Annotated in this window: 28 protein-coding genes and 1 tRNA gene; 15 read left to right on the top strand and 14 right to left on the bottom strand. The window is 62.9% G+C overall.

Annotated elements, in window-relative coordinates:
* The first annotated feature begins 1 nt into the window (after position 1).
* The 6 genes from DM08_RS00990 (at position 2) to DM08_RS00965 (ending at position 2,810) form a co-directional block, all read left to right on the top strand.
* Positions 2-295, top strand: a complete 294-nt coding sequence (locus DM08_RS00990; RefSeq protein WP_035382747.1) for a nucleotidyltransferase family protein — start codon at positions 2-4, stop codon at positions 293-295.
* The gene (locus tag DM08_RS00985) at positions 292-768 is read left to right on the top strand and encodes a hypothetical protein (RefSeq protein ID WP_051937698.1); all 477 of its coding nucleotides are present in this window, start codon (positions 292-294) and stop codon (positions 766-768) included. The genes DM08_RS00990 and DM08_RS00985 overlap by 4 nt, the downstream gene beginning before the upstream one ends.
* Complete coding sequence (gene nth, locus DM08_RS00980) at positions 765-1,397, top strand: endonuclease III (protein WP_035382746.1); 633 nt, start codon at positions 765-767, stop codon at positions 1,395-1,397. The genes DM08_RS00985 and nth overlap by 4 nt, the downstream gene beginning before the upstream one ends.
* The gene (locus DM08_RS00975; RefSeq protein WP_035382745.1) at positions 1,397-1,819 is read left to right on the top strand and encodes a DUF1841 family protein; all 423 of its coding nucleotides are present in this window, start codon (positions 1,397-1,399) and stop codon (positions 1,817-1,819) included. The genes nth and DM08_RS00975 overlap by 1 nt, the downstream gene beginning before the upstream one ends.
* On the top strand, positions 1,819-2,364 hold the full coding sequence (locus DM08_RS00970; protein ID WP_035382744.1) for a cob(I)yrinic acid a,c-diamide adenosyltransferase: 546 nt from the start codon (positions 1,819-1,821) through the stop codon (positions 2,362-2,364). The genes DM08_RS00975 and DM08_RS00970 overlap by 1 nt, the downstream gene beginning before the upstream one ends.
* Positions 2,365-2,438: 74 nt before the next feature.
* Entirely contained in the window at positions 2,439-2,810 is a 372-nt protein-coding gene (locus DM08_RS00965; protein WP_035382743.1) for a VOC family protein, read from the top strand.
* A 31-nt stretch (positions 2,811-2,841) separates the two neighbouring features.
* On the opposite strand, the gene DM08_RS00960 is transcribed toward DM08_RS00965, so the two are convergent.
* The 13 genes from DM08_RS00960 to argB all read right to left on the bottom strand — a co-directional run bounded on the left by DM08_RS00960 (position 2,842) and on the right by argB (position 14,915).
* The gene (locus DM08_RS00960) at positions 2,842-3,579 is read right to left on the bottom strand and encodes a LytR/AlgR family response regulator transcription factor (protein ID WP_035382742.1); all 738 of its coding nucleotides are present in this window, start codon (positions 3,577-3,579) and stop codon (positions 2,842-2,844) included.
* 25 nt (positions 3,580-3,604) lie between these two features.
* Positions 3,605-4,594: a sensor histidine kinase gene (locus DM08_RS00955; RefSeq protein WP_051937697.1), complete on the bottom strand. Its 990-nt coding sequence runs from the start codon at positions 4,592-4,594 to the stop codon at positions 3,605-3,607.
* Positions 4,595-4,615: 21 nt separating this feature from the next.
* A complete protein-coding gene (locus DM08_RS00950) occupies positions 4,616-5,767 on the bottom strand; it encodes a hypothetical protein (RefSeq protein ID WP_152555746.1) in 1,152 nt (383 codons plus the stop codon).
* A 263-nt stretch (positions 5,768-6,030) separates the two neighbouring features.
* Complete coding sequence (locus tag DM08_RS00945) at positions 6,031-6,762, bottom strand: outer membrane lipoprotein-sorting protein (RefSeq protein WP_035382740.1); 732 nt, start codon at positions 6,760-6,762, stop codon at positions 6,031-6,033.
* Between the two features lie 158 nt (positions 6,763-6,920).
* A complete protein-coding gene (locus DM08_RS00940) occupies positions 6,921-8,180 on the bottom strand; it encodes an ABC transporter permease (RefSeq protein ID WP_035382739.1) in 1,260 nt (419 codons plus the stop codon).
* Between the two features lie 184 nt (positions 8,181-8,364).
* The gene (locus DM08_RS00935) at positions 8,365-9,066 is read right to left on the bottom strand and encodes an ABC transporter ATP-binding protein (protein ID WP_237560182.1); all 702 of its coding nucleotides are present in this window, start codon (positions 9,064-9,066) and stop codon (positions 8,365-8,367) included.
* Between the two features lie 8 nt (positions 9,067-9,074).
* Positions 9,075-9,491: a DUF2141 domain-containing protein gene (locus tag DM08_RS00930; protein WP_035382737.1), complete on the bottom strand. Its 417-nt coding sequence runs from the start codon at positions 9,489-9,491 to the stop codon at positions 9,075-9,077.
* Between the two features lie 126 nt (positions 9,492-9,617).
* Positions 9,618-10,655, bottom strand: a complete 1,038-nt coding sequence (locus tag DM08_RS00925; protein ID WP_081908709.1) for a GGDEF domain-containing protein — start codon at positions 10,653-10,655, stop codon at positions 9,618-9,620.
* An 81-nt stretch (positions 10,656-10,736) separates the two neighbouring features.
* A complete protein-coding gene (locus tag DM08_RS00920; protein ID WP_161780243.1) occupies positions 10,737-11,603 on the bottom strand; it encodes a cobalamin-binding protein in 867 nt (288 codons plus the stop codon).
* 64 nt (positions 11,604-11,667) lie between these two features.
* On the bottom strand, positions 11,668-12,786 hold the full coding sequence (locus tag DM08_RS00915) for a 3-deoxy-7-phosphoheptulonate synthase (RefSeq protein WP_035382735.1): 1,119 nt from the start codon (positions 12,784-12,786) through the stop codon (positions 11,668-11,670).
* Positions 12,787-12,801: 15 nt separating this feature from the next.
* Positions 12,802-13,377: a nucleoid occlusion factor SlmA gene (slmA, locus tag DM08_RS00910; protein WP_035382734.1), complete on the bottom strand. Its 576-nt coding sequence runs from the start codon at positions 13,375-13,377 to the stop codon at positions 12,802-12,804.
* Between the two features lie 12 nt (positions 13,378-13,389).
* Positions 13,390-14,031: a pyrimidine 5'-nucleotidase gene (locus DM08_RS00905; protein ID WP_035382733.1), complete on the bottom strand. Its 642-nt coding sequence runs from the start codon at positions 14,029-14,031 to the stop codon at positions 13,390-13,392.
* A complete protein-coding gene (gene argB / locus DM08_RS00900; RefSeq protein WP_035382732.1) occupies positions 14,031-14,915 on the bottom strand; it encodes an acetylglutamate kinase in 885 nt (294 codons plus the stop codon). The genes DM08_RS00905 and argB overlap by 1 nt, the downstream gene beginning before the upstream one ends.
* 346 nt (positions 14,916-15,261) lie before the next feature.
* On the opposite strand from argB, the gene pbpG reads away from it, so the two are divergent.
* Both pbpG and DM08_RS00890 read left to right on the top strand, forming a co-directional pair.
* Entirely contained in the window at positions 15,262-16,251 is a 990-nt protein-coding gene (gene pbpG, locus DM08_RS00895; protein ID WP_035382731.1) for a D-alanyl-D-alanine endopeptidase, read from the top strand.
* A gap of 76 nt (positions 16,252-16,327) precedes the next feature.
* Complete coding sequence (locus tag DM08_RS00890) at positions 16,328-17,635, top strand: MFS transporter (RefSeq protein ID WP_035382730.1); 1,308 nt, start codon at positions 16,328-16,330, stop codon at positions 17,633-17,635.
* A 359-nt stretch (positions 17,636-17,994) separates the two neighbouring features.
* Here the strand turns inward: DM08_RS00890 and DM08_RS00885 are convergent, their stop codons facing one another.
* Positions 17,995-18,501 (bottom strand): hypothetical protein, encoded by a 507-nt coding sequence (locus DM08_RS00885; RefSeq protein WP_035382729.1) that lies wholly within the window; start codon positions 18,499-18,501, stop codon positions 17,995-17,997.
* A 167-nt stretch (positions 18,502-18,668) separates the two neighbouring features.
* On the opposite strand from DM08_RS00885, the gene DM08_RS00880 reads away from it, so the two are divergent.
* The 7 genes from DM08_RS00880 (at position 18,669) to DM08_RS00850 (ending at position 22,661) form a co-directional block, all read left to right on the top strand.
* Positions 18,669-18,743, top strand: a tRNA-Val gene (locus DM08_RS00880).
* 278 nt (positions 18,744-19,021) lie between these two features.
* On the top strand, positions 19,022-20,653 hold the full coding sequence (locus DM08_RS00875; protein WP_035382728.1) for a peptide chain release factor 3: 1,632 nt from the start codon (positions 19,022-19,024) through the stop codon (positions 20,651-20,653).
* Between the two features lie 147 nt (positions 20,654-20,800).
* A complete protein-coding gene (locus DM08_RS00870; RefSeq protein ID WP_035383017.1) occupies positions 20,801-21,022 on the top strand; it encodes an RNA-binding S4 domain-containing protein in 222 nt (73 codons plus the stop codon).
* Between the two features lie 10 nt (positions 21,023-21,032).
* Complete coding sequence (locus tag DM08_RS00865; RefSeq protein WP_035382727.1) at positions 21,033-21,395, top strand: hypothetical protein; 363 nt, start codon at positions 21,033-21,035, stop codon at positions 21,393-21,395.
* A gap of 4 nt (positions 21,396-21,399) precedes the next feature.
* Positions 21,400-21,813, top strand: coding sequence for an alternative ribosome rescue aminoacyl-tRNA hydrolase ArfB (gene arfB, locus DM08_RS00860; RefSeq protein WP_051937694.1), 414 nt, complete (start codon positions 21,400-21,402; stop codon positions 21,811-21,813).
* Positions 21,814-21,815: 2 nt separating this feature from the next.
* Positions 21,816-22,361, top strand: coding sequence for a YaeQ family protein (locus tag DM08_RS00855; RefSeq protein ID WP_035382726.1), 546 nt, complete (start codon positions 21,816-21,818; stop codon positions 22,359-22,361).
* A 78-nt stretch (positions 22,362-22,439) separates the two neighbouring features.
* Positions 22,440-22,661: a PP0621 family protein gene (locus DM08_RS00850; RefSeq protein ID WP_035382725.1), complete on the top strand. Its 222-nt coding sequence runs from the start codon at positions 22,440-22,442 to the stop codon at positions 22,659-22,661.
* Positions 22,662-22,663: the final 2 nt, after the last annotated feature.

Here is a 22,663-nt window from a genome sequence, read left to right as displayed (position 1 = left end):
CATGCGCATCACACCCGCACAAGCTGAACAAGCCATTTCGGCGATCCGCACCCACTTGGGCGGAGAGGCTGCCGTGTGGCTATTTGGTTCGCGCGTGGACGATAGCAAGCGTGGCGGAGACGTTGACTTGTACACAGAAACCCCTTTGCCCGGCATTTTGCTACGCGAAACTGTGCGCGCCAAAATCGCACTGGAAAGTATCTTTGGCCGCTCGGTTGATCTGATCGTCAACAACCACCGCAAAGAGCGCCCCATTTATCAGATCGCTCGTGAGCAAGGCGTGAAGCTGGCATGAAAGCCCATCTGCAACTGATCGCTTCCCGTTTAGTTCATCTGGGGAAACTCCGCACCTACCTGACGCACGCCACCGGAAAAGTCACCACTCGTGGCCTTGCAGACAAGTCGCTATCCAGTTTTTCTCTGGACGACTCAAACGATCTTGCCGCTTTCAGGATGCGTGTTTCCGAGTTTCAGGAGCACTTGGGCAAATTGCTGGCCTCCATCGCACGCGAAGAGGAAGTCGAGTTCTGTGGCTTCTCTGACGTACTGGCCTACGCAGAGAAAATCGGCATCATCGCCAGCGAAACCGAGTGGAGAGAAATCCGCGAGATTCGGAATCAGATCAATCATGAATATGAAGACGATCCAGAGGCATTGGGCGAGATCATCAAAGCCATGGTGAGCTGCATTCCTGCTCTTCTCGAATGGCACGACCATGCTCGCAACTATTGCTCTAGAAAGTTTGGTCTGCACGAAGGCACCTCGTGAACCAAGCAAAACGTAGCGAAATCTTCACCCGGCTGCGCGCGGCCAATCCGCATCCCACCACCGAGCTGGAATACCGGACGCCGTTCGAGTTGCTGGTGGCGGTGATGTTGTCGGCGCAGGCGACGGACAAGAGCGTCAACTTGGCCACGCGCGCACTGTTTCCCGTCGCCAACACGCCGCAGGCCATCCTCGATCTGGGCGAAGACGAGCTGCGCGGCTACGTGCAGCGCATCGGCCTGTACCAGACCAAATCCAAACACATCATCCAGACCTGCCGCATCTTGCTGGAACAGCACGGCGGGCAAGTTCCGCAGACGCGCGAGGCGCTGGAAGCCTTGCCCGGCGTGGGACGCAAGACGGCCAACGTGATCCTCAACACCGCTTTCGGCCAGCCCACCATGGCGGTGGACACCCACATCTTCCGCATCAGCAACCGCATCGGCCTGGCCCCCGGCAAGACGGTGCTGGCGGTGGAGCAGAAGTTGCTCAAGGTCATCCCCGACGAATTCAAGCTGGATGCCCACCACTGGCTGATTTTGCATGGCCGCTATGTATGCGTGGCGCGCAAGCCCAAGTGCGGAGCCTGCCTCATCGCCGATCTGTGCGAATACAAGGAAAAGGTGCTCTGATGTTCAACCCCACCCGCGACCAAGCACGACAGTTTCTGTTCGAGACCTGGCGTAAGCGGCGTGCCAGTGAGTTGCTCACACCGCTGGAAGACCTGACCGCCCAACTCATCGAGAAACATCCCGAATATCATGACCTGCTGGGCGACCCCGAGCGTTTTCTAGATCAGGACTACCAGCCCGAGCAAGGCGGAACCAACCCGTTCCTGCACCTGATGATGCACCTGACCATCGAGGAGCAGATCTCCATCGGACAGCCGCACGGCGTGCGCGAACAGTTCGCCCGACTGACGCAGAAATACGAGTCCGAGCACGAAGCCCAGCACGCCATGATGGACTGTCTGGGCGAGATGATCTGGCAAGCTCAGCGCAACGGTGGCCAGCCGGACGCGGCGGTCTATCTGACTTGCCTGAGACAACAGTGATGGCAGACCGGCTGACCCACATCGTCACCCGCACCGGCGACGACGGCACGACCGGCCTCGCCGACGGCTCGCGCGTGAGCAAATCCAGCGCCCGCATCGCCGCTATCGGCAGCGTGGACGAGCTCAACAGCCTGCTCGGCCTGCTGCTGACCGAAGCGCTGCCGGACGCGATCCGCGCCGACCTGCAACCCGCCCAGCACGAGCTGTTCGAACTGGGCGGTGCGCTGGCCTACCCGGAACACGGCCAGTTCCCGCCGGCCGCCGTTGCTCGTCTGGACGCTCTCGCCGCCCGTTACAACGCCACACTGCCGCCGCTGCAAGAGTTCATCCTGCCCGGCGGCACGCGCGCGGCGGCCTTGTGCCACGTCGCCCGCGCCACCGCCCGCCGCGCGGAACGCGACCTGGCCGCACTGGCGCAGCAGGAACTCATCGCCATCGGCTTGCTACCGTATCTGAACCGCTTGTCCGACTGGCTGTTCGTACTGGCGCGGACGCTCAACCGCGCGGCGGGACAGGCCGAGACCGGCTGGCAGCGCGAGCGCTGAACCGCCCACCCCATTGCGCCTGGCGGCGCAGCTCAGGCAGAATCACTCCCCCGTCCCCACTGCAAGGAGTTGCCATGAAACCCAATCCCGTAGGCTGGTTCGAGATCTATGTGCAAGACATGGCGCGTGCGCAGCGCTTCTACGAAGCCGTGTTCCAGACCACGCTGGAGACGCTGGAAGCCAACGGTCTGGAGATGCGCGCGTTCAAGATGGAGCGCGACCTGTGGGGTGCGGCAGGCGCACTGGTGAAGATGGAGGGCGTCTGCTCCGGCGGCAATAGCACGCTGGTGTATTTCTCCTGCGAGGACTGCGCGACGGAAGCGGGCCGCGTGATCGCTGCGGGCGGTCAGATCGCGCGCCCCAAATTTTCCATCGGACAGTACGGCTTCATCGCCCTTGCGCTGGACACCGAGGGCAACATGATAGGCCTGCACTCGATGCAATGACCACCGTGGGTGATTCCGGCGCGCGCCGGAATCACATCTGCCGGAACAAGTGTGCGTAGCTGCGGCTGACCGATAGCGTCTCGGTGCGGTCACGCAAGGTCAGACTGACCCGCCCCAGCAGGTCGTGGCGCGCACTGACGATCTGGCTCACGGCCACCACCGTGCCGCGATGCACCTGCCAGAACTGCTGTGGATCAAGCTGGGCGACCAGCTCTTTCAGCGGCGTGCGCAGCAGCAGTTCCGCATCGCGGGTATAGACCGCCGTGTATTTGTCGGCGGACTGGAAATAGCACACCTCCTCCACCGCCACCAGCCGCACCGTCTGCCCCACCTGGATGCGCAACCAGCGCAGCGGCTCAGGTTTCACCGGTGCGACCAGCAAGGTCTGCAACTGCGCCAGCAAGGCCTGCGGCGCGGGCGCCGACTGCTTCAGCCGCGCCACACAGCGCGCCAACCGCTCGTCCGATACCGGCTTGAGCAGATAGTCGGCAGCGGCCTGCTCGAAGGCGGCCACGGCGTGGTCGTCAAAGGCGGTGACGAACACCACGCGGCAGTCGGGGGACACGGACCTCGCCGCCTCCAGCCCGGACTGGCCCGGCATGCGGATATCGAGAAAAGCGAAATCGGGCTGATGTTGCGCCAGCGCGGCGGCAGCAGCCAAGCCGTCATGCGCCACGGCGACCACCGCCAGCTCCGGCCACAACCGCGCCAAACGGCGACGCAAGTCGTCGGCCAGATGGGCTTCGTCGTCGGCGATGAGGGCTTTCATTCTGACAGCGCCCCTGTGAAATTTGTCATTCCGGCATCTCCATCCACGCTGTCACGCCGCCCGCCGCGTTGGCTTCCAGCGTCAGCCGTCCGGCTTCGCCGTAGAGCGCGGCCAGCCGAGCGCGCACGTTGCTCAAGCCGGTGCCGCCGGAGGCGGACTCGCCCAAGCCCGCGCCATCGTCCTGCACGGCGATCAGCAAGCGCCCCGATTCGAGCTGGGCGGAAATACGCAACTCTCCGCCGCCGAGTTTGGGCTCGATGCCGTGGCGCACCGCGTTTTCCACCAAGGGTTGCAGCAACATGGGCGGGAAACGCACGGCGCGCGCGGCGGCATCGGCTTCGACATGCCAGATCAACCGGTCGCCAAAGCGCACCTTGAGTATCTCCAGATAGTTCTCCAGCAGTTGCAACTCGTCATCCAGCGTGGCGTGATCGCTGCGCGCACGGGCCAGCGCCACGCGCAGCCAGTCGTTGAGCCTGTCGAGCAGATGGCGCGCGGCGGCGGGGTCGGAGTCGATCAGGCTGCCGACGTTGGCCAGCGTGTTGAACAGGAAATGCGGCTCGATCTGCGCTTGCAACAACTTCAGTTGCGCCTCCAGCGCACGCCGCTCGGTCTCGCTCTGCTGCAACTGACGCTGCTTCACCTCGGCATCCAGCTTCTCGATGCGCTCGGACATGAAGTAGGTGATTCCGCCGATACCGCCAAAGAACAGTCCGATCACCATGGCGACCCAGGCCTGCGGATCGTTCCAGTCACCTGCGCCACTGAGCCACGCCCCCAGCGTCACTCCCAAAAAGATACTGGCGGGAAAGGTGAACGCCAGCACCAGCCAGCGACGACGACGTTCGCCGATGCGGCAGGCGACGATGGCATTGATGGAATAGCTGCACAGCCCGATGCACTGCGAGAACACGAAGTTGACCCAGAAATCGCCGAACGACACCAGCGTCAGCAGACCGGCGATGGCCGTGTTGAACAGCAAGGAGGAGAGGGTGGGAAGGATCCAGTGGCGCATGGCGGGATTATGCGTCGGTGCTCACGGCAACGCCACCCTCACTCCGGCACTAAGGCTGCGCGTGCGCTGGCGGACAAAACTGCCACTCTCCCCCGCCGCTGCCAGCGCGAACACGGAAGCGCGTCCGTTCAGATGCCGCTCGGCGTAGGCAGACAGCTCGGTGTCCGTGCCGTCGAAGCCGTGGGTCGCCATCAACCGGGCAGTACCGCCGTCGTCCATCAGATTGCTTTGCCACACCAGATGCAGGTAGTCGCGACCCAGCAAGGGCGCGGCGGTAAAAGCCGTCATCTGGGGCAGTGCATTGAAAGCGGCAGGCTGGGCGACAGCAGACAGGCCGTGACCGTTGCGCATCCACTCGGCATAGACGCTGCTGCCGCTCTCCAGGGTGTAGGACGCGCCGAGCAGCCAGTCGCCGTGGCGCGGCGCAGGCTGGCCGAGCGCGTTCGCCACCAGAACATCCACCGCGCCTGAACGCGCGCCGCTGCCCGCTTCGCCGTACAGCAGCCAAGCATCGTCCGGCGTGTATTGCGCATGCAGGCCGACGAAAACGGGCTGGCTGCCCGCACGGGCCAGCGCCAAACCGGCGGCCCAATCTTCGCCGCGCGGTTCCCAGCGCAGCAGCCAGCTATCACGCCACGGGTCGGGGCTGACGCGGGCGTGGCCGGAGCCGGACAGGTGGGCGAGCGTGAGCGCATGGCCCGCATCCGGTGTCCAGCTCAGCTTTTGCGCGTCCATGCCAGACAGCTCGCGCAGCGGATTGCTGCGCCCGTTGTCGAAGTAGTAAGGGCTGGATGGCGAGCGGAACTGCACCGGCCCCCAGTTCAGCAACTCGCGTCCGGCGGACACGCTCCAGTCCTCGGCAGCGCGCCAACGTAGCTGCCACTGGCTGAGATACGCCTCGCGGCCAGTCTGCGAGCCACCTTGCGCCAGCAGGATGGGGCGAGCGGAGACGCGCAACGACTCGTTCTCCGCCTTGAAGTTGAGACGCGCCTCGGCAGTGCGGTTGTGCTGCGCCACCTGGAAAACCTGGTTGACCGGCGGTGCCAGCGCCACGTCCACTGCAGTCTCGCTCAGGTAGCCGTAGAGCGCACCGTCCCAGGAAGTACGCCAGTCGGCGGCGTGGGCGGTCACCGACATCAAGGCCGACAATAACCAGACGGTTTCTACCCCCACCCTAACCCTCCCCCTGCAAGGGGGAGGGTTAGAGCGCGCAGCAGACTGGGGTGAGCTTGCGAAGCCCGGCAGGGTGATACGAGACATTGCCACGCTCCCGTCATTCCCGCGCAGGCGGGAAAACGAGCCGTCGGCGAGTTTCGAGGGACGGCCATCCAGCAAAGAAGAAATTCCGCGAAGCGCACAAAATTCAGGCTTTGTCTCGCTACGCGAGAGTGCTTTTTTCGACTGGATTCCCGCCTGCGCGGGAATGACGGCGATGCTCATTGCATCTGCCCCAAGTCAAACTCCGCCGGGGCGACCTTCTGCACCTTCACCGCACTGAAGTCCATCACCGTCTCGGCGGGGGTGAGCGCGTCGCGGATGCTCATCCGGCTGACGAAGGGGATGCGCCGTCCGTCGTGCTGGATGAGGTTGCCGTAGTCGAACAGCGCAGTCTTGAGCAGCTTGCCGCTGACCGAGTAGAACTCGGCTTTCACCCCGACCTCGCGTTTGGTCGACACCCAGTAGCGGATGCGGTCGTAGGTGGCGCGCTTGTGTCGGGCTTGCAGTTCCAGCACAAAACAGGCTTCGCCTGCCACGCCCTCCTCGCCGGACAGCGTCGCCGCGTAGTCACCCGCGTAATCGGTGGCGGCAATGTCGCCGTTGGCGGCTTGCCCGCTCATGCGCTGACGCGGCGAGATGGGAATGGGTTTGGATAATCCCTGCTTGGTCAGCCACATGTTATGACCGACCTGCAACAGCTTGGCTCCACGCGAACGCGCCGGTTCCAGCGTCTCGGCCACGCTGGCAGCGTCGGTGGCCTTGACCCGCAAGCGCTGCGGCTCGTCCACCTTGTCGCCCTCGCGCGATTGCAGCGCGATCTCCCACACGATGCCCGGCAAACCGCCGCCGCGTGCGCGGTCGGCGTGTTCGAGCAGGGCTTGCGGGTCGGGGGCGGCGAAGGTCGAAGCGCTCCAGAGTGCGAGGGGGAGAAGGATGGATTTAGGGTTCATGGGATTCCTTAATTCAGTTGTTAGTCGTAAGACGTAAGTTGGTAGTAGGTTTTGGCGCTGCGCGGCTTTTTTTGGGACCCCTCTCCCCGCCCCCTCCCACAAGAGGAGAGGCTCAGACCCATAACTTACGTCTTACGTCTTACGTCTCAAGTCTGCCTCTACACATGCCCCAGCGCATCGATGATCCGCTGCCGCGATGCGCGGCGGGCGGGAAGGTAGGCTGCGAATGTGCCCACGGCCAGCATCATCAAGGCGGTGAACGCGATGCGGGTGACATCGAGGTCGACCAGCAAGGGTACCGCGCTGGCGCTGTTGGGCGGGGTGTAGCTGATGTGCGCGACGTTGATGCCGTAGCGCACGAGGAAAGTGAGTGCCACACCGACGGCGACACCGATGAGCGACAGCAGCAACGACTCGGTGGTGAACAGCCGCACCACGCCGCCCTGCTTGAGGCCGATGGCGCGCAGGGTGCCGATCTCGCGGGTGCGCTCGACCACCGTCATGCCCATCGAATTGGCCACGCTCATCACCACCACGGTCAGCACGATGGAGAAGATGAAGCCGAAGATCATGTCGAACATGTCGTGCACCTGATTGTAGAAATCCGACAGCTCCTGCCAGGTCTTGATCTCCACGTCGTATCCGGCAGCCTGCAACTTGGCTTGCAGACGCTCGCGCAGGGTGCCGACCGCTGCTGCTTCGTCCAGCAGCACGGTCAATCTGTCTGCCGCACCCGGCGCATCGTAAAGGGACTGCGCCAGCGCCAGCGGCATGAAGGTGAACTTGTCGTTGCTGCCCGCGTTGCCGGTGTTGAACAGCCCGCCCACGGTGGCATCGAGCGCGTTGGCCTGGCCGGACAGGGTGTTGGTCAGCAGCGCGGCGCTGTCGCCCCTGGCCAGATGCAGCATCTCGGCCAGCCCCTGACTGAACAATACCGACTCGGGATGCGCCGGATCGAGCTGTTTGATGATGTCGGCGTACAAGCCGCTGCGTTCCTCTTCCGCCGTCAGCACATTGGCCTGCAAGGCCGCCATCGCCTGCGGCGTGATACCTTCGGCGATGAAGATGGTGCTGGCGCGGCCATTGCTGGCCAGTCCGGAGATGCCCAGACGCGGGGCGACCAGCTTGACCTGCGGCTCGTCGCGCAGCAGCGCGGTGATACGCGCCACGTCCGCGCCGGTGAGCAGGTAACGTTCGGGGTCAAGCTTGCCTTCCTTGCTCATGCCGCGCTTGCTGATGGTCAGGTGGCCGAGCAGCTCGCCGTGGATGGACTGCCGCTCCAGCCCGTCGTAGACGTTATGAGTGTAGCCGGCGAACAGCGCGATGGCAGCAAAGCCAAAGGCGATGGCCAGCAAGGTCACCAGCGAACGGCGGCGGTTGCGCGCGAGACCGCGCAGGGCGAGTTTGAATGTGTTCATGCGATGCTCCTCTGGCCGATACCAGCCGTTATTTGTTCTTCGACAACACCCGTTCGCACTGAGCGTAGGGCGCAGCCCGAAGTCGAAGTGTCGCTGAGCGGGGAGAAACTCAACGTAACGGGGCCGCTTCGACTTCGCGTCAGGCCCCTGCCGCTACGCTCAGCGCGAACGGGATTGGCGGCACTCATGCCATCACCTCGTCGGTTTCGATCCGTCCATCGCGCAGCAGTATCTTCCGATCCACGTGGTCGAGCAGGCGCGGGTCGTGGGTGGTGAAAACGAAGGTGACACCTTTGGCGCGGTTCATCTCGCGCATCAGTTCCACCACCATGCGGCTGTTCTCGGAATCGAGGTTGGCGGTCGGTTCGTCGGCGATGACCAGCTTGGGGTGCACCGCTAGGGCGCGCGCGATGGCCACACGCTGGCGCTGACCACCGGAGAGTTTGTCCGGATAGTTCGCCGAGAACTTGGCCAGCCCGACATCCAGCAACGCCGTCGCCGCCCGCGCTTTCGCCTCGTGCTCCGCCATGCCGCGTATCTGCAAGGGCAGCATCACGTTCTCCAGCGCGGAGAGCACCGGCACCAGGTTGAAGCTCTGGAACACGAAGCCCACCTGGCTGCCACGAAACTCGGTCAGTGCATCGTCAGCCAGTGTTTGCGTCGGGCGGCCATCGAACCAGACTGCGCCCGCCGTGGGCGCGTCGACCAGGCCAAGTATGTTCATCAGCGTGGATTTGCCGCTGCCGGACGGCCCCCATACGGCCAGGAACTCGCCGGCATGGATGTCGAGCGAGACACCCTTGAGCGCATCCAGCACGGTCTCACCGAGGTGGAACTGACGGTGTACGGCATCGAGTCTGACCAATGGGTGGGCGGAAGTTGTCATGGGGATACTCATTTCAGTTGGATGGTCTGTACGACGTGGCCGTCACCGACGTGGATCGCAGCGCGCTCGAAGTCGGGGATGCCGAACACACTGCGTGCGTCACGCGAAAAACCATAGGGCTCGGTCGGCTTCCCGAGGAAGTTGCTGTCCAGTCTGTGGTTGCCGTTCAGGTCGGCATAACTAGCCACGGCATAGCGCCCGGCCTTCAGCCCGGGGAAGAAGAACCTCGCCGCCCCGTCGGCCATCTGCCCCTGCTGTTCGCGCAACGCGCCATGACCAGCGCTGTCCCCGAAGTCCGTCGCGCTCTCGTAGAGCGCCACCCGGACCGGCATCCCGGGCGGACCGCCCAGGACCGTCAACTCCAGATCGCCGCCCCAGACGGGAGCCATCAGCAGCCACGCACCCGCTCCTATCCACGCCCTCATCCCGCACCCCTTCGATATGTGATGGGCGCACTATAACCACGCGCATGGGGCCGGGCGAGCGGCTTGCGATGAAACGCGGATATCGGGGAGCGAACTGCTACGCAGGCGCAGGTGGTGACGGCGGAGTCAGAAGAACTCGACGTCCTGATTGCTCTGGTTCGGTACCAGCACACCCTCGGTCACGAGACGACCATAACCGCACACCTGGTTCCTGCCATGATGCTTGGCGTAATACAAGGCCTCGTCCGCCTTGCCCACCACGGCAGACGCGGTGTCGGTCGGAAGTATCACTGAATAGCCTATGGACATCGTCACCCGGCCCACCTGCGGGAACGGATGTTGCTCGACGGACTGGCGGAACTGTTCCAGCTTGAGGTGCGCGCCCCTCTCGTCCACGTTGCGCATCAGCACGACGAACTCTTCCCCCCCGAACCGGTACAGCCGGTCCGTGCGGCGGAACGAACGACGCATCAGATTGGCCATTAGGATCAGCACCTCATCGCCATACAGATGACCGAAACGGTCGTTGATGCTTTTGAAATGATCGATGTCCAGCACCGCCAACCAGTGTGAGCTGGCGAGATGGCGCTGCTCTTTACCCGCCATGACTTCGTCCCCGCTACACGCGGCCAACGCGCCGGAGAAACCCAGATCGAAGGTCTTGCGATTCAGCAAACCGGTCAGCGTGTCATGCTGGCTATCGCGCAACAGGTCGAGGTAGTTGCGGAACACGCCGATCACGCCGTCCAGCACGTCCTGCTCATAGTCGCTGATCTGTCCCGGACTCTCACACTCGAAGACGGCGACCACGCGCCCCCCCAGAACTATGGGGAAACAGACATGATGGCGCTCGTCCGTGATGTCCTCCACAGGGTGTTGCAGCGAGATGGCCCGCGCCATGAGAGAGCCGGGTTCGACCAGCACCACCTGGTCTTCCATGGGGAAATCTCCCCCGCCATATACCGCCTCCCCCGCGCTCCAAGCCGAGAGCAACAACAGACACTTGCCCTCGCTTTCCACCACATCGTGGAGGCGCACGTCACGCACCCGCGTGAGCGAACGCATGGTGTTCATCAAGCTGACCTTCAGCAAGGAGGTATCCCGGTAACGTGTCAACGTCTCCAGGTGTTGAAGTATCTTGCCTGCCATGGGAGGGGTTTTCATGGGTATATCCTACGGCATTTATCCAAACTATTTTAGGGGAATAGCGAAAGAGCCTTCATTTCCGCGCCGGGCCAGAGGCCATCAGGGGATCGGCACAGGGGAGCGCACCTGTTCGACCTGTCGGCAGACCGATGCCGCGCCCTGCAGCAAACGCGGGCCCGCACGGCTTAACAGGTCCGGCGACAGGAATCCGGTCGGTACCCCCGGCGCTAGCCTGGCCCAGTCACGGCGTATGGCGGTCTCTTGCTGCGGGCCATCCGCCAGTGCCAACAACAGTTGCGGACGAGCGGCGACCAAGGCTTCGACGGAGACGGCCGCTGTCAGCAGGGGCTGGTCGGCAAAAACGTTACGCGCACCACAGAGCCGCAGCACGTCCGACAGAATGTGTCGCCCATTCACCGTGAGCAGCGGCGCGGCAGCCACCTGCAACCAGACGCGCACCTCGGGACGTTGGGCGTAGCGCCGGGCCAGAGCCTGTTGTTGCTGTTCGAGGTCGCGCGCGGCGGTCTCGGCCTGCACGGGCGACTCAGCCAAACGCCCCAGCGCGCGCACGGTTTCGGGGATGTCCTGCAAGCGGTGCGGTTCCAGCACCAGCAGCTTGATGCCGAGCTTGCCGAACATGGCCCGGTCACGCGCCGACAGTCCGCTCTGCCAGCCCAGCACCAGATCGGGTTTGAGCGCGAGCAGCCGCTCCCAGTCCAGACGGAAAGCATCGCCCACTTGCGGCAGAAGTTTCGCCTCGGGCGGATAGTCGCTGTAAGCCGTGACGGCCACCAGCTTCCCGCCCAAACCGGCGGCATAAGCCAGCTCAGTCAGGTTGGGCGCCAGCGAGATGATGCGCTGCGGGGAAGTGGCGAACAGCAGCGTGGAGCCGCTATCGTCGGTGATGCGCAACGGTGCCGCACCGAGTGGCGCGGCAAGGAAGGCGGCAAGTAGGTAAACAGCCAACAGAGTACAGCAGCTACCGCCTGCGAGAGCGCGGTGCGCCACACGCGGGAGCAGGCTGCTCATCTCACTGCTGGTTGTAGCGCGCCGCCAGCTCCACCCGCTTCAGATAGGCTTCACGGGCGATCTGCACGTCTTCCAGGAAGTGCGACAGCTCCGGCATCAGCAGCGCTTGCGGACCATCGACCAGCGCCTTGGTCGGCACCGGGTGGAAATCCACCAGCACCATGTTGGCACCCGCCGCCACGCCTTGTGCGGTGGCGTGCATCACGTCGAGGATGCCGTCCGGGCCCGCTGCGCGCGTACCGACCGAGTGCGACGGGTCGATGCACACCGGCATGCGGGTCAGGCGCTTGACCACCGGCACGTGGGCGAAGTCCACCAGATTGCGGTGCGGGTCGCCCATGTTGGTCTTCATGCCGCGCAAGGCGAAGATCACGTTGCGGTTACCTTCGGAAGCCAGATATTCGGCGGCGTTGAGCGACTCGTCCAGCGTGATGCCGAAGCCGCGCTTGAGCAGCACCGGCATCTCGGTCTGGCGACCGACGATCTTGAGCAGCTCGAAGTTCTGCGTGTTGCGCGTGCCGATCTGCAACATCACGCCGGTCGGATTGCCGGTCTGGTGCAGCGCCTCGCTGATCTCATGCAGGTGCGACTCGTGGGTGATCTCCATGGCGATGACCTTGATGCCGTACTTGCCCGCCAGCTCGAACACATAGGGCAGACAGGCCTTGCCGTGCCCCTGGAAGGCATACGGGCTGGTGCGCGGCTTGTACGCGCCCATGCGGGTGCACACCTGACCAGCAGCGGCCACCGCCTTCATCATCATCTCGACGTGCTCGGGCGTATCCACCGCGCACAGCCCGGCGAACACGTGGAAGGTGTCCTGACCGAAGCGCACGCCGTTGTAGTCGAAATGCGATGGACGGTCGTCGCCCTTGTGGCGGCCCAGAATGCGGTACTCCTGCGACACGCGCACCACGCGCTCGACACACGGCAGGTTCTGCATGTCTTCGAGGTCCAATGCCTTGGTGTTGCCGATCAGGTACAGCTCGGTCAGGGTCTGCTCGTCGCCACGCTCGGTGTGGACGCGCGTCTTGATGCCGGGCAGGGCATCGAGGTGATTCATCAGCTTCTGGAAATCGGCGCTGCCGGGCTGGGTGTTGGAAGTCAGGATCAGGATCATGTCAGTCTCGTTTCTTTATCGTTTGAGCAAAGCCCATTGTTGCGGCCAACCGGCCAGCGGGTCGCGGGTATAACCGCTCTTGCCGAACTGCTGCCAACGTCCGAGGACGAAGCACACCAGCAGATTGGCGTAGGCACCGACATCGGTCTCGGCGGGCAGCTCGCCCTGCGTGACTGCGATGCGCAGCGATTGCTTGAGCGTGGTCTCGATGCGATCAACGAACTGGTTGATGCGCAGTTGCAGCCGCTCGTTCTCGTTCACCAGCGCATCGCCGATCAGCACGCGGGTCATGCCGCGATTCTTCTGGGCGAAGCGCAACAGCAGCGCCAGCACCGCCTCGGCCTGCTTCATGCCATTGTTCTCATCGGCGACGATCTTGTTGACCAGACCGAACACGGTCTGCTCGATGAACTCGATCAGTCCCTCGAACATCTGCGCCTTGCTGGCGAAATGGCGGTACAGCGCGGCTTCCGAGATGTCGAGCTTGGCCGCCAGCACGGCAGTGGTGATCTTTTCGCCCTTGGGCTGCTCCAACATGGAGGCTATGGTTTGCAGAATCTGTAGTTTGCGTTCGCCGGGCTTGGTCGCCATGCTTTCTCCTCTTTATCTGATACACCCCAACCTGCGGGGCAATTCCATGACATTTCTGATCTTCACATCTACGTAGGCGGGCGTGCGCGACCCCGCGCTCACCCACACCGTCCGCATCCCCAGCCGCTTGGCCGCCCGGAGGTTCTCGGCGCTGTCCTCCACCATCACGCAGCGCAGCGGATTCAGGCGATGCTTGCGCAGCACGGCGCGGAAGCCTGCCAACTCCGGCTTGGGGCGGAAATCGCTCTGTTCGATGCCGAGCACGTCGTCGAACAGATCGTCTATCCGCATCAACTCCAGCACCGCCCGCGCATAGCGCTGCGGCCCGTTGGAGAACACGATCTTGCGGCCCGGCAGCTTTTTCAGCACATGGCGCAAGCGCACCTCGCGCAACACCATGTTCGGCAGGTCCGGAAACTGGTGCGTATGCCACAAAAAGTGGTGCGGATCGGTGCCGTGATGCCGCATCAGCCCGGTCAGCGTCGCCCCGTAGCGCCGCCAGTAGTCCATGCGTAGCGCGTTCGCCGCCGCCTCGTCCAGTTGCAGATGGGCTTGCAGATACGCCGTCATGCTGCGGTTGATGTGCGGAAAGACGTGCGCCGTCGCGTTGTGCAGCGTGTTGTCCAGATCGAAGATCCAGACCCGCCCGTCCATCACTTGCTCTTGATCAGCGTGCCCACGCCTTCGTCGGTCAGGATCTCCAGCAGCAGCGCGTGCTCCACGCGACCATCGATGATGTGTACCGACTTCACGCCGCTGCGCGCCGCGTCCAGCGCCGAACCGATCTTGGGCAACATGCCGCCGGACAGCGTGCCGTCGGCCACCAGATCGTCGATGTTCTTGGGGGTCAGGCCGGACAGCAGGTTGCCGTCCTTGTCCAGCACGCCCGGCGTGTTGGTCAGCAGCACCAGCTTCTCCGCCTTCAGCACCTCGGCCAGCTTGCCCGCCACCAGATCGGCGTTGATGTTGAGCGTCTCGCCGTCCGGTGCCACGCCGATGGGCGCGACCACCGGAATGAAATCGCCGGAATCCAGGAAGCTGATGATGGTCGGATCGATCTTGGTGATCTCGCCCACCTGGCCAATGTCCAGCATCTTGCCCGGCTCATCCTTGCTCTCCAGCATCATCTTCTCGGCGCGGATGAACGCGCCGTCTTGCCCGGTCAGGCCGACGGCCTTGCCGCCGTGCTTGTTGATCAGGTTGACGATGTCCTTGTTGACCTTGCCCAGCACCATCTCGACCACGTCCATGGTCTCTTCGTCGGTGACGCGCATGCCCTGAATGAACTCACCCTGCTTGCCGACGCGCTTGAGCAGATCGTTGATCTGCGGACCGCCGCCGTGCACCACCACCGGATTCATGCCGACCAGCTTGAGCAGCACCACGTCGCGCGCAAAGCTGTCCTGCAACTGCGGGTCGGTCATGGCGTTGCCGCCGTACTTGACCACGATGGTCTTGTCGAAGAAGCGCTGGATGTAGGGCATCGCCTCGGACAGTGTGCGGGCTTTCTTGTCGGCGGCGGAAGGCGTGAGAGACATGGGGGTTCCTCTGACGAAATCGGAATTCAAAACGGATGGACCGGGCTATAAATCAGGCGCGCATTCTACACCACAAATCGCAAAACTCGGCCTGAGAGCGCCTGCTGGAAGCGAAGTTCGCACTTACCGAACCGGGGACAGCGCAGGGCTGATCGCCCACCCCGACCGACGCACCACGCAACTTGGGTCGGTGCCGCCAAGGGAAAATGCCCTGACGCTTCAACCGCATGGCTCGCGCCGCCCTGCCACACCCTGCATGCACTCCCTTAAATAAGGGCTGATTCCCCTTGATTTTCCAGATATATTTGGTATCCTCTCCGCATCGAACTTTGCCACGGAGAGAAACATGGGGAACAAGCTGATCTTTACGCTGATTGCCAGCTGCGCCTTGTTGGTGCAAGGGAATCCCGCCATGGCGAAGGCGCAACAGAAACATCACCACAAAGCCGTCAAAGTGGCGCAGAAGGCGCGCATCCACAAGGAGTTCCACGCCCACAAGCCACAGCGCGTGCATTCCAAGCAAGAAGACGACGAACTGACCAATCTGGTGATGGAGAAAGCCGGCACTTCGCCGCGCCTCTATTCCAACATCGCACTGGTCTATGATGCCGAGTCACACCGTCCGCTCTATGCCAAGAACGCCGACACCGTTGCACCGATCGCCTCCATCACCAAACTGATGACAGCCATGGTGGTGCTGGATGCCAATCTGCCGATGGACGAGCCCATCACCATCAGTGAGGCTGATGTCGACACACTGAAGGGCACGCATTCGCGCATGCGTCCGGGCATGACCCTGACTCGCGCCGAGATGCTGAAACTGGCACTGATGTCATCGGAGAACCGCGCCGCCTGCGCCTTGGCGCGTACCTATCCGGGCGGCACCGCAGCGGCGGTCGCCAAGATGAACGAAAAGGCACGGGCATTGGGCATGACCAGCACCCGCTTCCTGGAGCCATCCGGCCTGAACAGCAACAACGTCTCCACCGCTCAGGATCTGGTACGGATGGTGGATGCCGCCGACAACTATGCCCTGATCCACGAATTCACCACGACCGCCTCGCATGTGGTCACGCCAGCCGGCTACCGCACCATGCAATACAACAACACCAATCCGCTGGTGAAGAACGCTTCATGGGACATCGGCGTGAGCAAGACCGGATTCATCAACGAAGCCGGACGCTGTCTGGTGATGGAAGCCAATATCCAGGGCCGCCCCATCATCATGGTGTTGCTGGATTCGCAGGGCAAACAGACCCGCGTGGGTGATGCCGCCCGCGTCAAGAAGTGGATGGAAAGCTCGGAGTCCCGTATCCGCCCCACCCGCAACATCTGAGCAACGCGATCATCTGATTCGATACAGGGGGGCGCAAGCCCCCTGTCTCTTTCGCACCTCAAACTAACAACCACCGATGCCGCACCAGAAGATACGCCGCTTGCGCTGGATCGCCTTTACCCTGCTGGCGCTGTGCTACATGCTGGCCTTCTTCCATCGCATGGCTCCCGCCGCCATCGCGGGGGAGTTGCAACGCGACTTCCACGCCAGCGGCACGGCACTGGGCGGGCTGGCCGCGATGTACTTCTACGTCTACCTGTTGATGCAGATCCCGGTGGGCGTGATGGCGGACACGCTGGGCGTACGCCGCATCGTCAGCCTGGGCGCGGTCATCGCCGGCCTCGGCTCCCTGCTGTTCGCCAGCGCCGACACGCTGCTCTGGGCCTCGGCGGGACGCTTGCTGGTCGGGCTCGGCGTTTCGGTGTTCTTCATCGCATTGATGAAGGTCAACGCGGTCTGGTTCCATGATCGCCACTTCGGCAGCGCGGGCGGCCTCTCCATCCTGTTGGGCAACGTGGGCGCGATCCTGGCCGCCTCGCCTCTGGTCTGGCTGGTGTCGCAGACTTCCTGGCGCAACGTGTTCGGTGCGGTGGGGGTGCTGTCCCTGCTACTGGCGGCGTTGGTGTGGAAACTGGTGCGCGACCATCCGCACCAGGCGGGACTGCCCAGCATGCGCGAGCTGGAAGGCAAACCACCCCACCCAAGACATGAGGGACACTGGCGCGACGGCCTCATCCGGGTGGCCAGGAATCGCCAGACCTGGCCCGGCTTTTTCCCCAACTTCGGCATCGCCGGCACCCTGTTCGCCTTCGCCGGACTGTGGGCCATCCCCTACCTGCGCGATGCCCACGGCATGAGCCGCGAACTGGCCAGCCAGCACAACAGTCTGCTGCTGATGGGTTTCGCCATAGGCGCACTGTGCAGCGGCCTGCTGTCCGACCGCATCAAACGCCGCAAGGCGGTGATCGTCGGCGGCTCGCTGCTCTACGTGCTGTGCTGGCTGCCACTGTTGCTGCTCTGGGAACTGCCGGTGGCGGGCAGCCTGGGCCAGTTCTTCCTGATGGGCCTGGCCGCGTCCGGCTTCACCCTGTCCTGGGCGAGTGCCAAAGAGGTGAACCCACCCGCCCTGTCCGGCATGGCGACCAGCCTGGTTAACACCGGCTCGTTCATCGGCGCGGGGATCTTGCAGCCTCTGGTCGGCTGGGTGATGGACCGGCACTGGGATGGCAATATGCTGAACGGGGCACGCATCTACTCGCCCGCGAACTACCAGCACGGCCTGAGTGTGATGTTCGCCTGCGCGCTGCTGGGCCTGGTCGGTGCATGCTTCATCCGCGAGACCTACTGCCGCAACGTCACTGAAACAGCAGGTGGATCTGACTAGGGCGTGTTAACACTTATTTCGCATCTGCGACGGGGGCGATTTGGGATGCCATCCGCGAAGCAAGACGCGCCGTAATACAAGCCATTACCAGCGGCTTGCGACAAAGGAGGGCGCCCAAATCGCCCCCGTCCCGAAGGGTGGCTGCGAGAAAACCGCGTCTGCGGTGTTGCGAACCTTGCGAATGCGCGGTCGCGACACGTTACTGCGTAGCAGCCGTTTGCGGGAGCGACCGCAGGCGACCATTCCCGCACCCCTCGCTTCGCGCACCGTGTCATGGTCGCTGCCATTCGCGGCGGCTCGCGCCTTGCATCCACAGCTTTCTCGCTGCAACGCAGATGTGAAATAAGTGTTAACACGCCCTAGACGGACAGTTGCCGGGCACTAATGCCGCGTGACGCAGCGACGGCGAGCACCGTTTGTACCAGTTGCACGCCTAGCTCCGCGTCACCCGGAGTCGCGGGAATGTTGACCAGCACCTGCGCCGCATAATCCTGCAGCACCTTGTAAGGCGTGTCACGATCCGTGTCCGGCACCAGCGGGCGCGGCCCGATGGCCTGAAAATACAGCATGCCATTGCGCCGGGTCAGCCCCAGCAGATAGAACTTCTGGCCATGCGCCGCCACCTCCGCGTCACGAATCTCGAAACACAGCGTCTCGCTATCGCCCGGCGGCAGACCGTCATCCAACAAGCGACGCGCGATGGCCTCGATCAGCGGCTGAGCCAGATTTAGCTGCGGTGCCAGAGTCGAGTGGAACTGCCCGCCGCGTTCGATTACCAGCGGATTGTCGAGCGGCGGGGTCCGCCCTGGCCGGATCAGGGCGATTACGACAGTGACAAGGATAGTGAGGGTGATCAGCTCTATCATGCGCGAACGGGGGGTAGCGACTCTCTCGATCAAATATAAGGGAGTTCGGACCACTCCCCATGCCAGCCGGGATGATACCCGTGGATCACTCTACTCCGGTCACTTTATCGCCCCATAAACGAATTGACCACCGGCCAGCGGTTGTGATTTAATCCGCGCCCTTGATTGGGCGGTTAGCTCAGCGGTAGAGCACTGCCTTCACACGGCAGGGGTCACTGGTTCGAACCCAGTATCGCCCACCAATCAAATCAGTTGTTAACTATCCCGTCATGGTCGAAAGCCCGCATAGTGCCGATGCGTGTCATCATTCCAGCCTATCCCTAACATCTGTATCGTGGCTCAGCGAAGTCAGGTAGCAAGCGCGCTATCGCCTGATGAGCATCTGGAAAAGATACGTCCCACAGCCTCCGCTCGATGCCCACTGACGTTGGCCACCACCAGAATCCACCCAGCCGTTAGACATCCCCACCCAAAGTCTTTAGACTTGCGGCCCTTTGCGATATAGCTTGCAGGCCATCGAATGGATCAGGAAAACAACACAGGGAATACCGCCGCGCCCAGCGAAGTCATCGCCCGCGAAGTGGCGCGCCGCCGCACGTTCGGCATCATCTCCCACCCGGATGCGGGCAAGACCACGCTGACCGAGAAGCTGCTGCTGTTCTCGGGCGCGATCCAGATGGCGGGGGCGGTGAAGGCGCGCAAGAGCGGCCGCCATGCGACTTCCGACTTCCTCGAAATCGAAAAGCAGCGCGGGATCTCGGTGGCATCGTCGGTGATGCAGTTCGAGTACCGCGACCATGTGGTGAACCTGCTCGACACGCCGGGTCACCAGGATTTCTCCGAAGATACCTATCGCGTGCTGACCGCAGTCGATTCCGCGCTGATGGTGATCGATGCGGCCAAGGGCGTGGAAGCGCAGACCATCAAGCTGCTCAACGTGTGCCGCATGCGCAACACGCCCATCGTCACTTTCATGAACAAGATGGACCGCGAGGTGCGCGATTCGCTGGAGCTGCTGGACGAGGTGGAATCGGTGCTGAACATCCAGTGCGCGCCGGTGACCTGGCCGCTGGGCATGGGCAAGACCTTCCGTGGCGTGTATCACTTGCTGCGCGACGAGATCCTGCTGTTCAAGCCGGGCGAGGAGCGCGCCGACGGCGAGGTGGAAGTCATCAAAGGAATCGACAACCCCATCCTGGCCGAGCGCTTCCCGCTGGAGATCGAGCAACTGAAGATGGAAGTCGAGCTGGTGCACGGAGCCTCGCATCCCTTCGACCTGCAACGCTTCCTCGAAGGCAAGCAAACCCCGGTGTTCTTCGGTTCCGCCATCAACAACTTCGGCGTGCGCGAGATCCTCAACGCCCTGCTGGACTGGGCACCTGCGCCGCGTAGCCGCGATGCCAGCGTGCGCGCCGTGGAGCCCGCCGAGCAGCCGTTCTCCGGCTTCGTGTTCAAGATCCAGGCCAATATGGATCCGGCGCACCGCGACCGCATCGCCTTCTTGCGCGTCTGCTCCGGCCATTTCGAGCGCGGCATGAAGATGAAGCACCTGCGCATCGGCAAGGAGATCAGAGTAAGCAGCGTGGTGACCTTCATGGCCTCCAGCCGCGAGCAGGTGGAGGAAGCCTACGCGGGCGACATCATCGGCCTGCCCAACCACGGCAACATGCAGATCGGCGACAGCTTCTCCGAAGGCGAGCTGCTGCAATTCACCGGCATCCCCTACTTCGCGCCGGACTTCTTCCGTGCGGTGCGCATCCGCAACCCGCTCAAGGTCAAGCAGCTCCACAAGGGACTGCAACAACTCGGCGAAGAAGGCGCGGTGCAGGTGTTCAAGCCCATGGACGGCGGCGACCTCATCATCGGCGCGGTTGGCATGTTGCAGTTCGACGTGGTAGCCAGCCGCCTGCAAGGCGAATACGGCGTGGACGCGATGTTCGAGAACGCCGCCATCAGCAGCGCGCGCTGGGTGAGCTGTGACGACAAGAAAATGCTGGGCGACTTCGAGAAAGCGCTGTCGCACAATCTCTCCATCGACGCGGCGGGCAACCTGGCCTACCTCGCGCCGAACAACGTCAACCTGCGCCTGACCCAGGAGCGCTGGCCGAAAGTGGTGTTCCACGACACCCGGGAACACGCGGCGAAGCTGTAGCAGATTTTGCCGTCATTCCCGTGAACACGGGAATCCAGTGAGATATAACTCCGCGCAGCGGAGCAACGCAGGTTTTGGCCGCTACGCGGGCCATTTGTATTGCTGGATTCCCGCATGCGCGGGAATGACGGCACCAAGGAGGCTGACATGCAACAACTCGATTTCCACCTGCGCGGCGAGTTCGTCGCCCTCAACGACCTGCTCAAGCTCACCGGCGTGTGCGATTCCGGCGGGGCGGGCAAGATGATGGTGGCAGAGGGCATGGTCTCGGTGGACGGTGTGCTTGAGCTGCGCAAGACGGCCAAGATACGCGCCGGGCAAGTGGTGAGCGTAGCCGGAGCCGCCACCATCCGTCTGCTGGAAAATTGAACTACAACAAATGTGCGAATTGATACTTTCAGAATGGTTCAGGATAGTTCCCCTAGTAGCAGCATTGGCGGCTCCAGTTGCTGCAATTCGCGCATTCCGAAAGTTCTACAAAGGTAAGCTGCAAGTTTTTTTGGTAGTTTTGCTTGGAGCACTTCTGTTCAGTGCGCCTATCATCAGCCAAACCCTAGCCACAAACAGTTGTTTAAACTCCCAACTCGCAGCCTTTGACCTCAACCAAGACGATGTCTTTTCTCCAGAAGAAGTCGAGATGCGCGCCATTGGAGACGGCGGAAGAAATGTGTTTGCGCTGCTTTCTCCTCTCCTTGGGCTATTCATTTCAGCAACTCTCATGTATTTGACAAAAAGACGCTAGAACCATGCTCTACCTCACCCCCGGTCTGTTGCTTTCTCTGCGCGAGATCGAGTTCTCGGCGATCCGCGCGCAGGGCGCGGGCGGGCAGAACGTCAACAAGGTGTCCAGCGCGGTGCAACTGCGTTTCGACATCCAGGCTTCTTCGTTGCCGGAGGCTTTCAAGCAGCGGGTGCTGAATCTCGCCGACCAGCGCATCAGCAAGGACGGCGTGCTGGTGATCAAGGCACAGGAGTTTCGCAATCAGGAACAGAACCGCAGTGCCGCGCTGCGGCGGCTGAAGGCACTACTGCAAAGCGTGGCCACGCCGCCGAAGAGGCGCATCGCCACCAAACCCACGCGCGGCTCGCAGCAACGGCGCATCGAAAGTAAAACCAAACGCGGCGCGGTGAAACAACTGCGCGGCAGAGTCAGCGAATAACCATGGCCATCAAATCCACCGTCTTCAAAGCCAATCTCCAGATCGCCGATATGGAGCGACACTACTACGCCGACCACGGGCTGACGCTGGCGCGGCATCCGTCCGAGACGGACGAGCGGATGATGGTGCGGCTGCTGGCCTTCGCGCTGCACGCGCACGAATGGCTGGATTTCGGGCGTGGATTGAGTGCGGATGACGAACCTGCGCTGTGGCAGAAGGACCTGACCGGCGCGATCCAACTCTGGCTGGATGTCGGTCTGCCGGACGAGAAGCTGATCCGCCGCGCCTGCGGTCGCGCCGATCAGGTGGTGCTTTACGCCTATGGCGGTCGCGCCGCCGACATCTGGTTCGAGCAGAACAAGAGCGCCTTCGCCCGACTGACCAATCTGAGCGTGTACCAGCTGCCGCCCGAGCAGACGAGCGCGCTGGCCCGGCTGGCGCAACGCACCATGTCTTTGCAGGCCACCATCCAGGACGGCCAATGCTGGATCAGCGACGGCGCGGCCAGCGTACTGATCGAGCGCATCCCGTTACAGCCCCGCCCCTGAGGCGGCGGCACGCTCCCGCAAACGGCTGACGAGTGATAAAGTGCGGGCTGTTCCCGATTCCCGAATGGAGTGACGACGATGAGTCGTTTATTGTTTCTGGTCGCCATCGCGGCGCTGGTCTATCTGCTGCTGAAATCCTACCGCCGGCCCCCGCGCAAGCACCACACACCGGAAGTCACCGAAGACATGGTGCGCTGCGCGCAGTGCGGCGTACACCTGCCCAAAGGTGAGAGCCTCCTGGCCGGGGGCAAGTATTATTGCAGCGAGGCCCACCGCCGCGCCCACGGTACCGCCGACTGACC

Origin of the sequence: Ferriphaselus sp. R-1 (genome assembly GCF_000746095.1) — a bacterium.
In the GTDB taxonomy this organism is placed as follows: domain Bacteria; phylum Pseudomonadota; class Gammaproteobacteria; order Burkholderiales; family Gallionellaceae; genus Ferriphaselus.
Note: the sequence above shows the minus strand (reverse complement) of the source record. Positions and strands in the feature narration are given on the sequence as shown.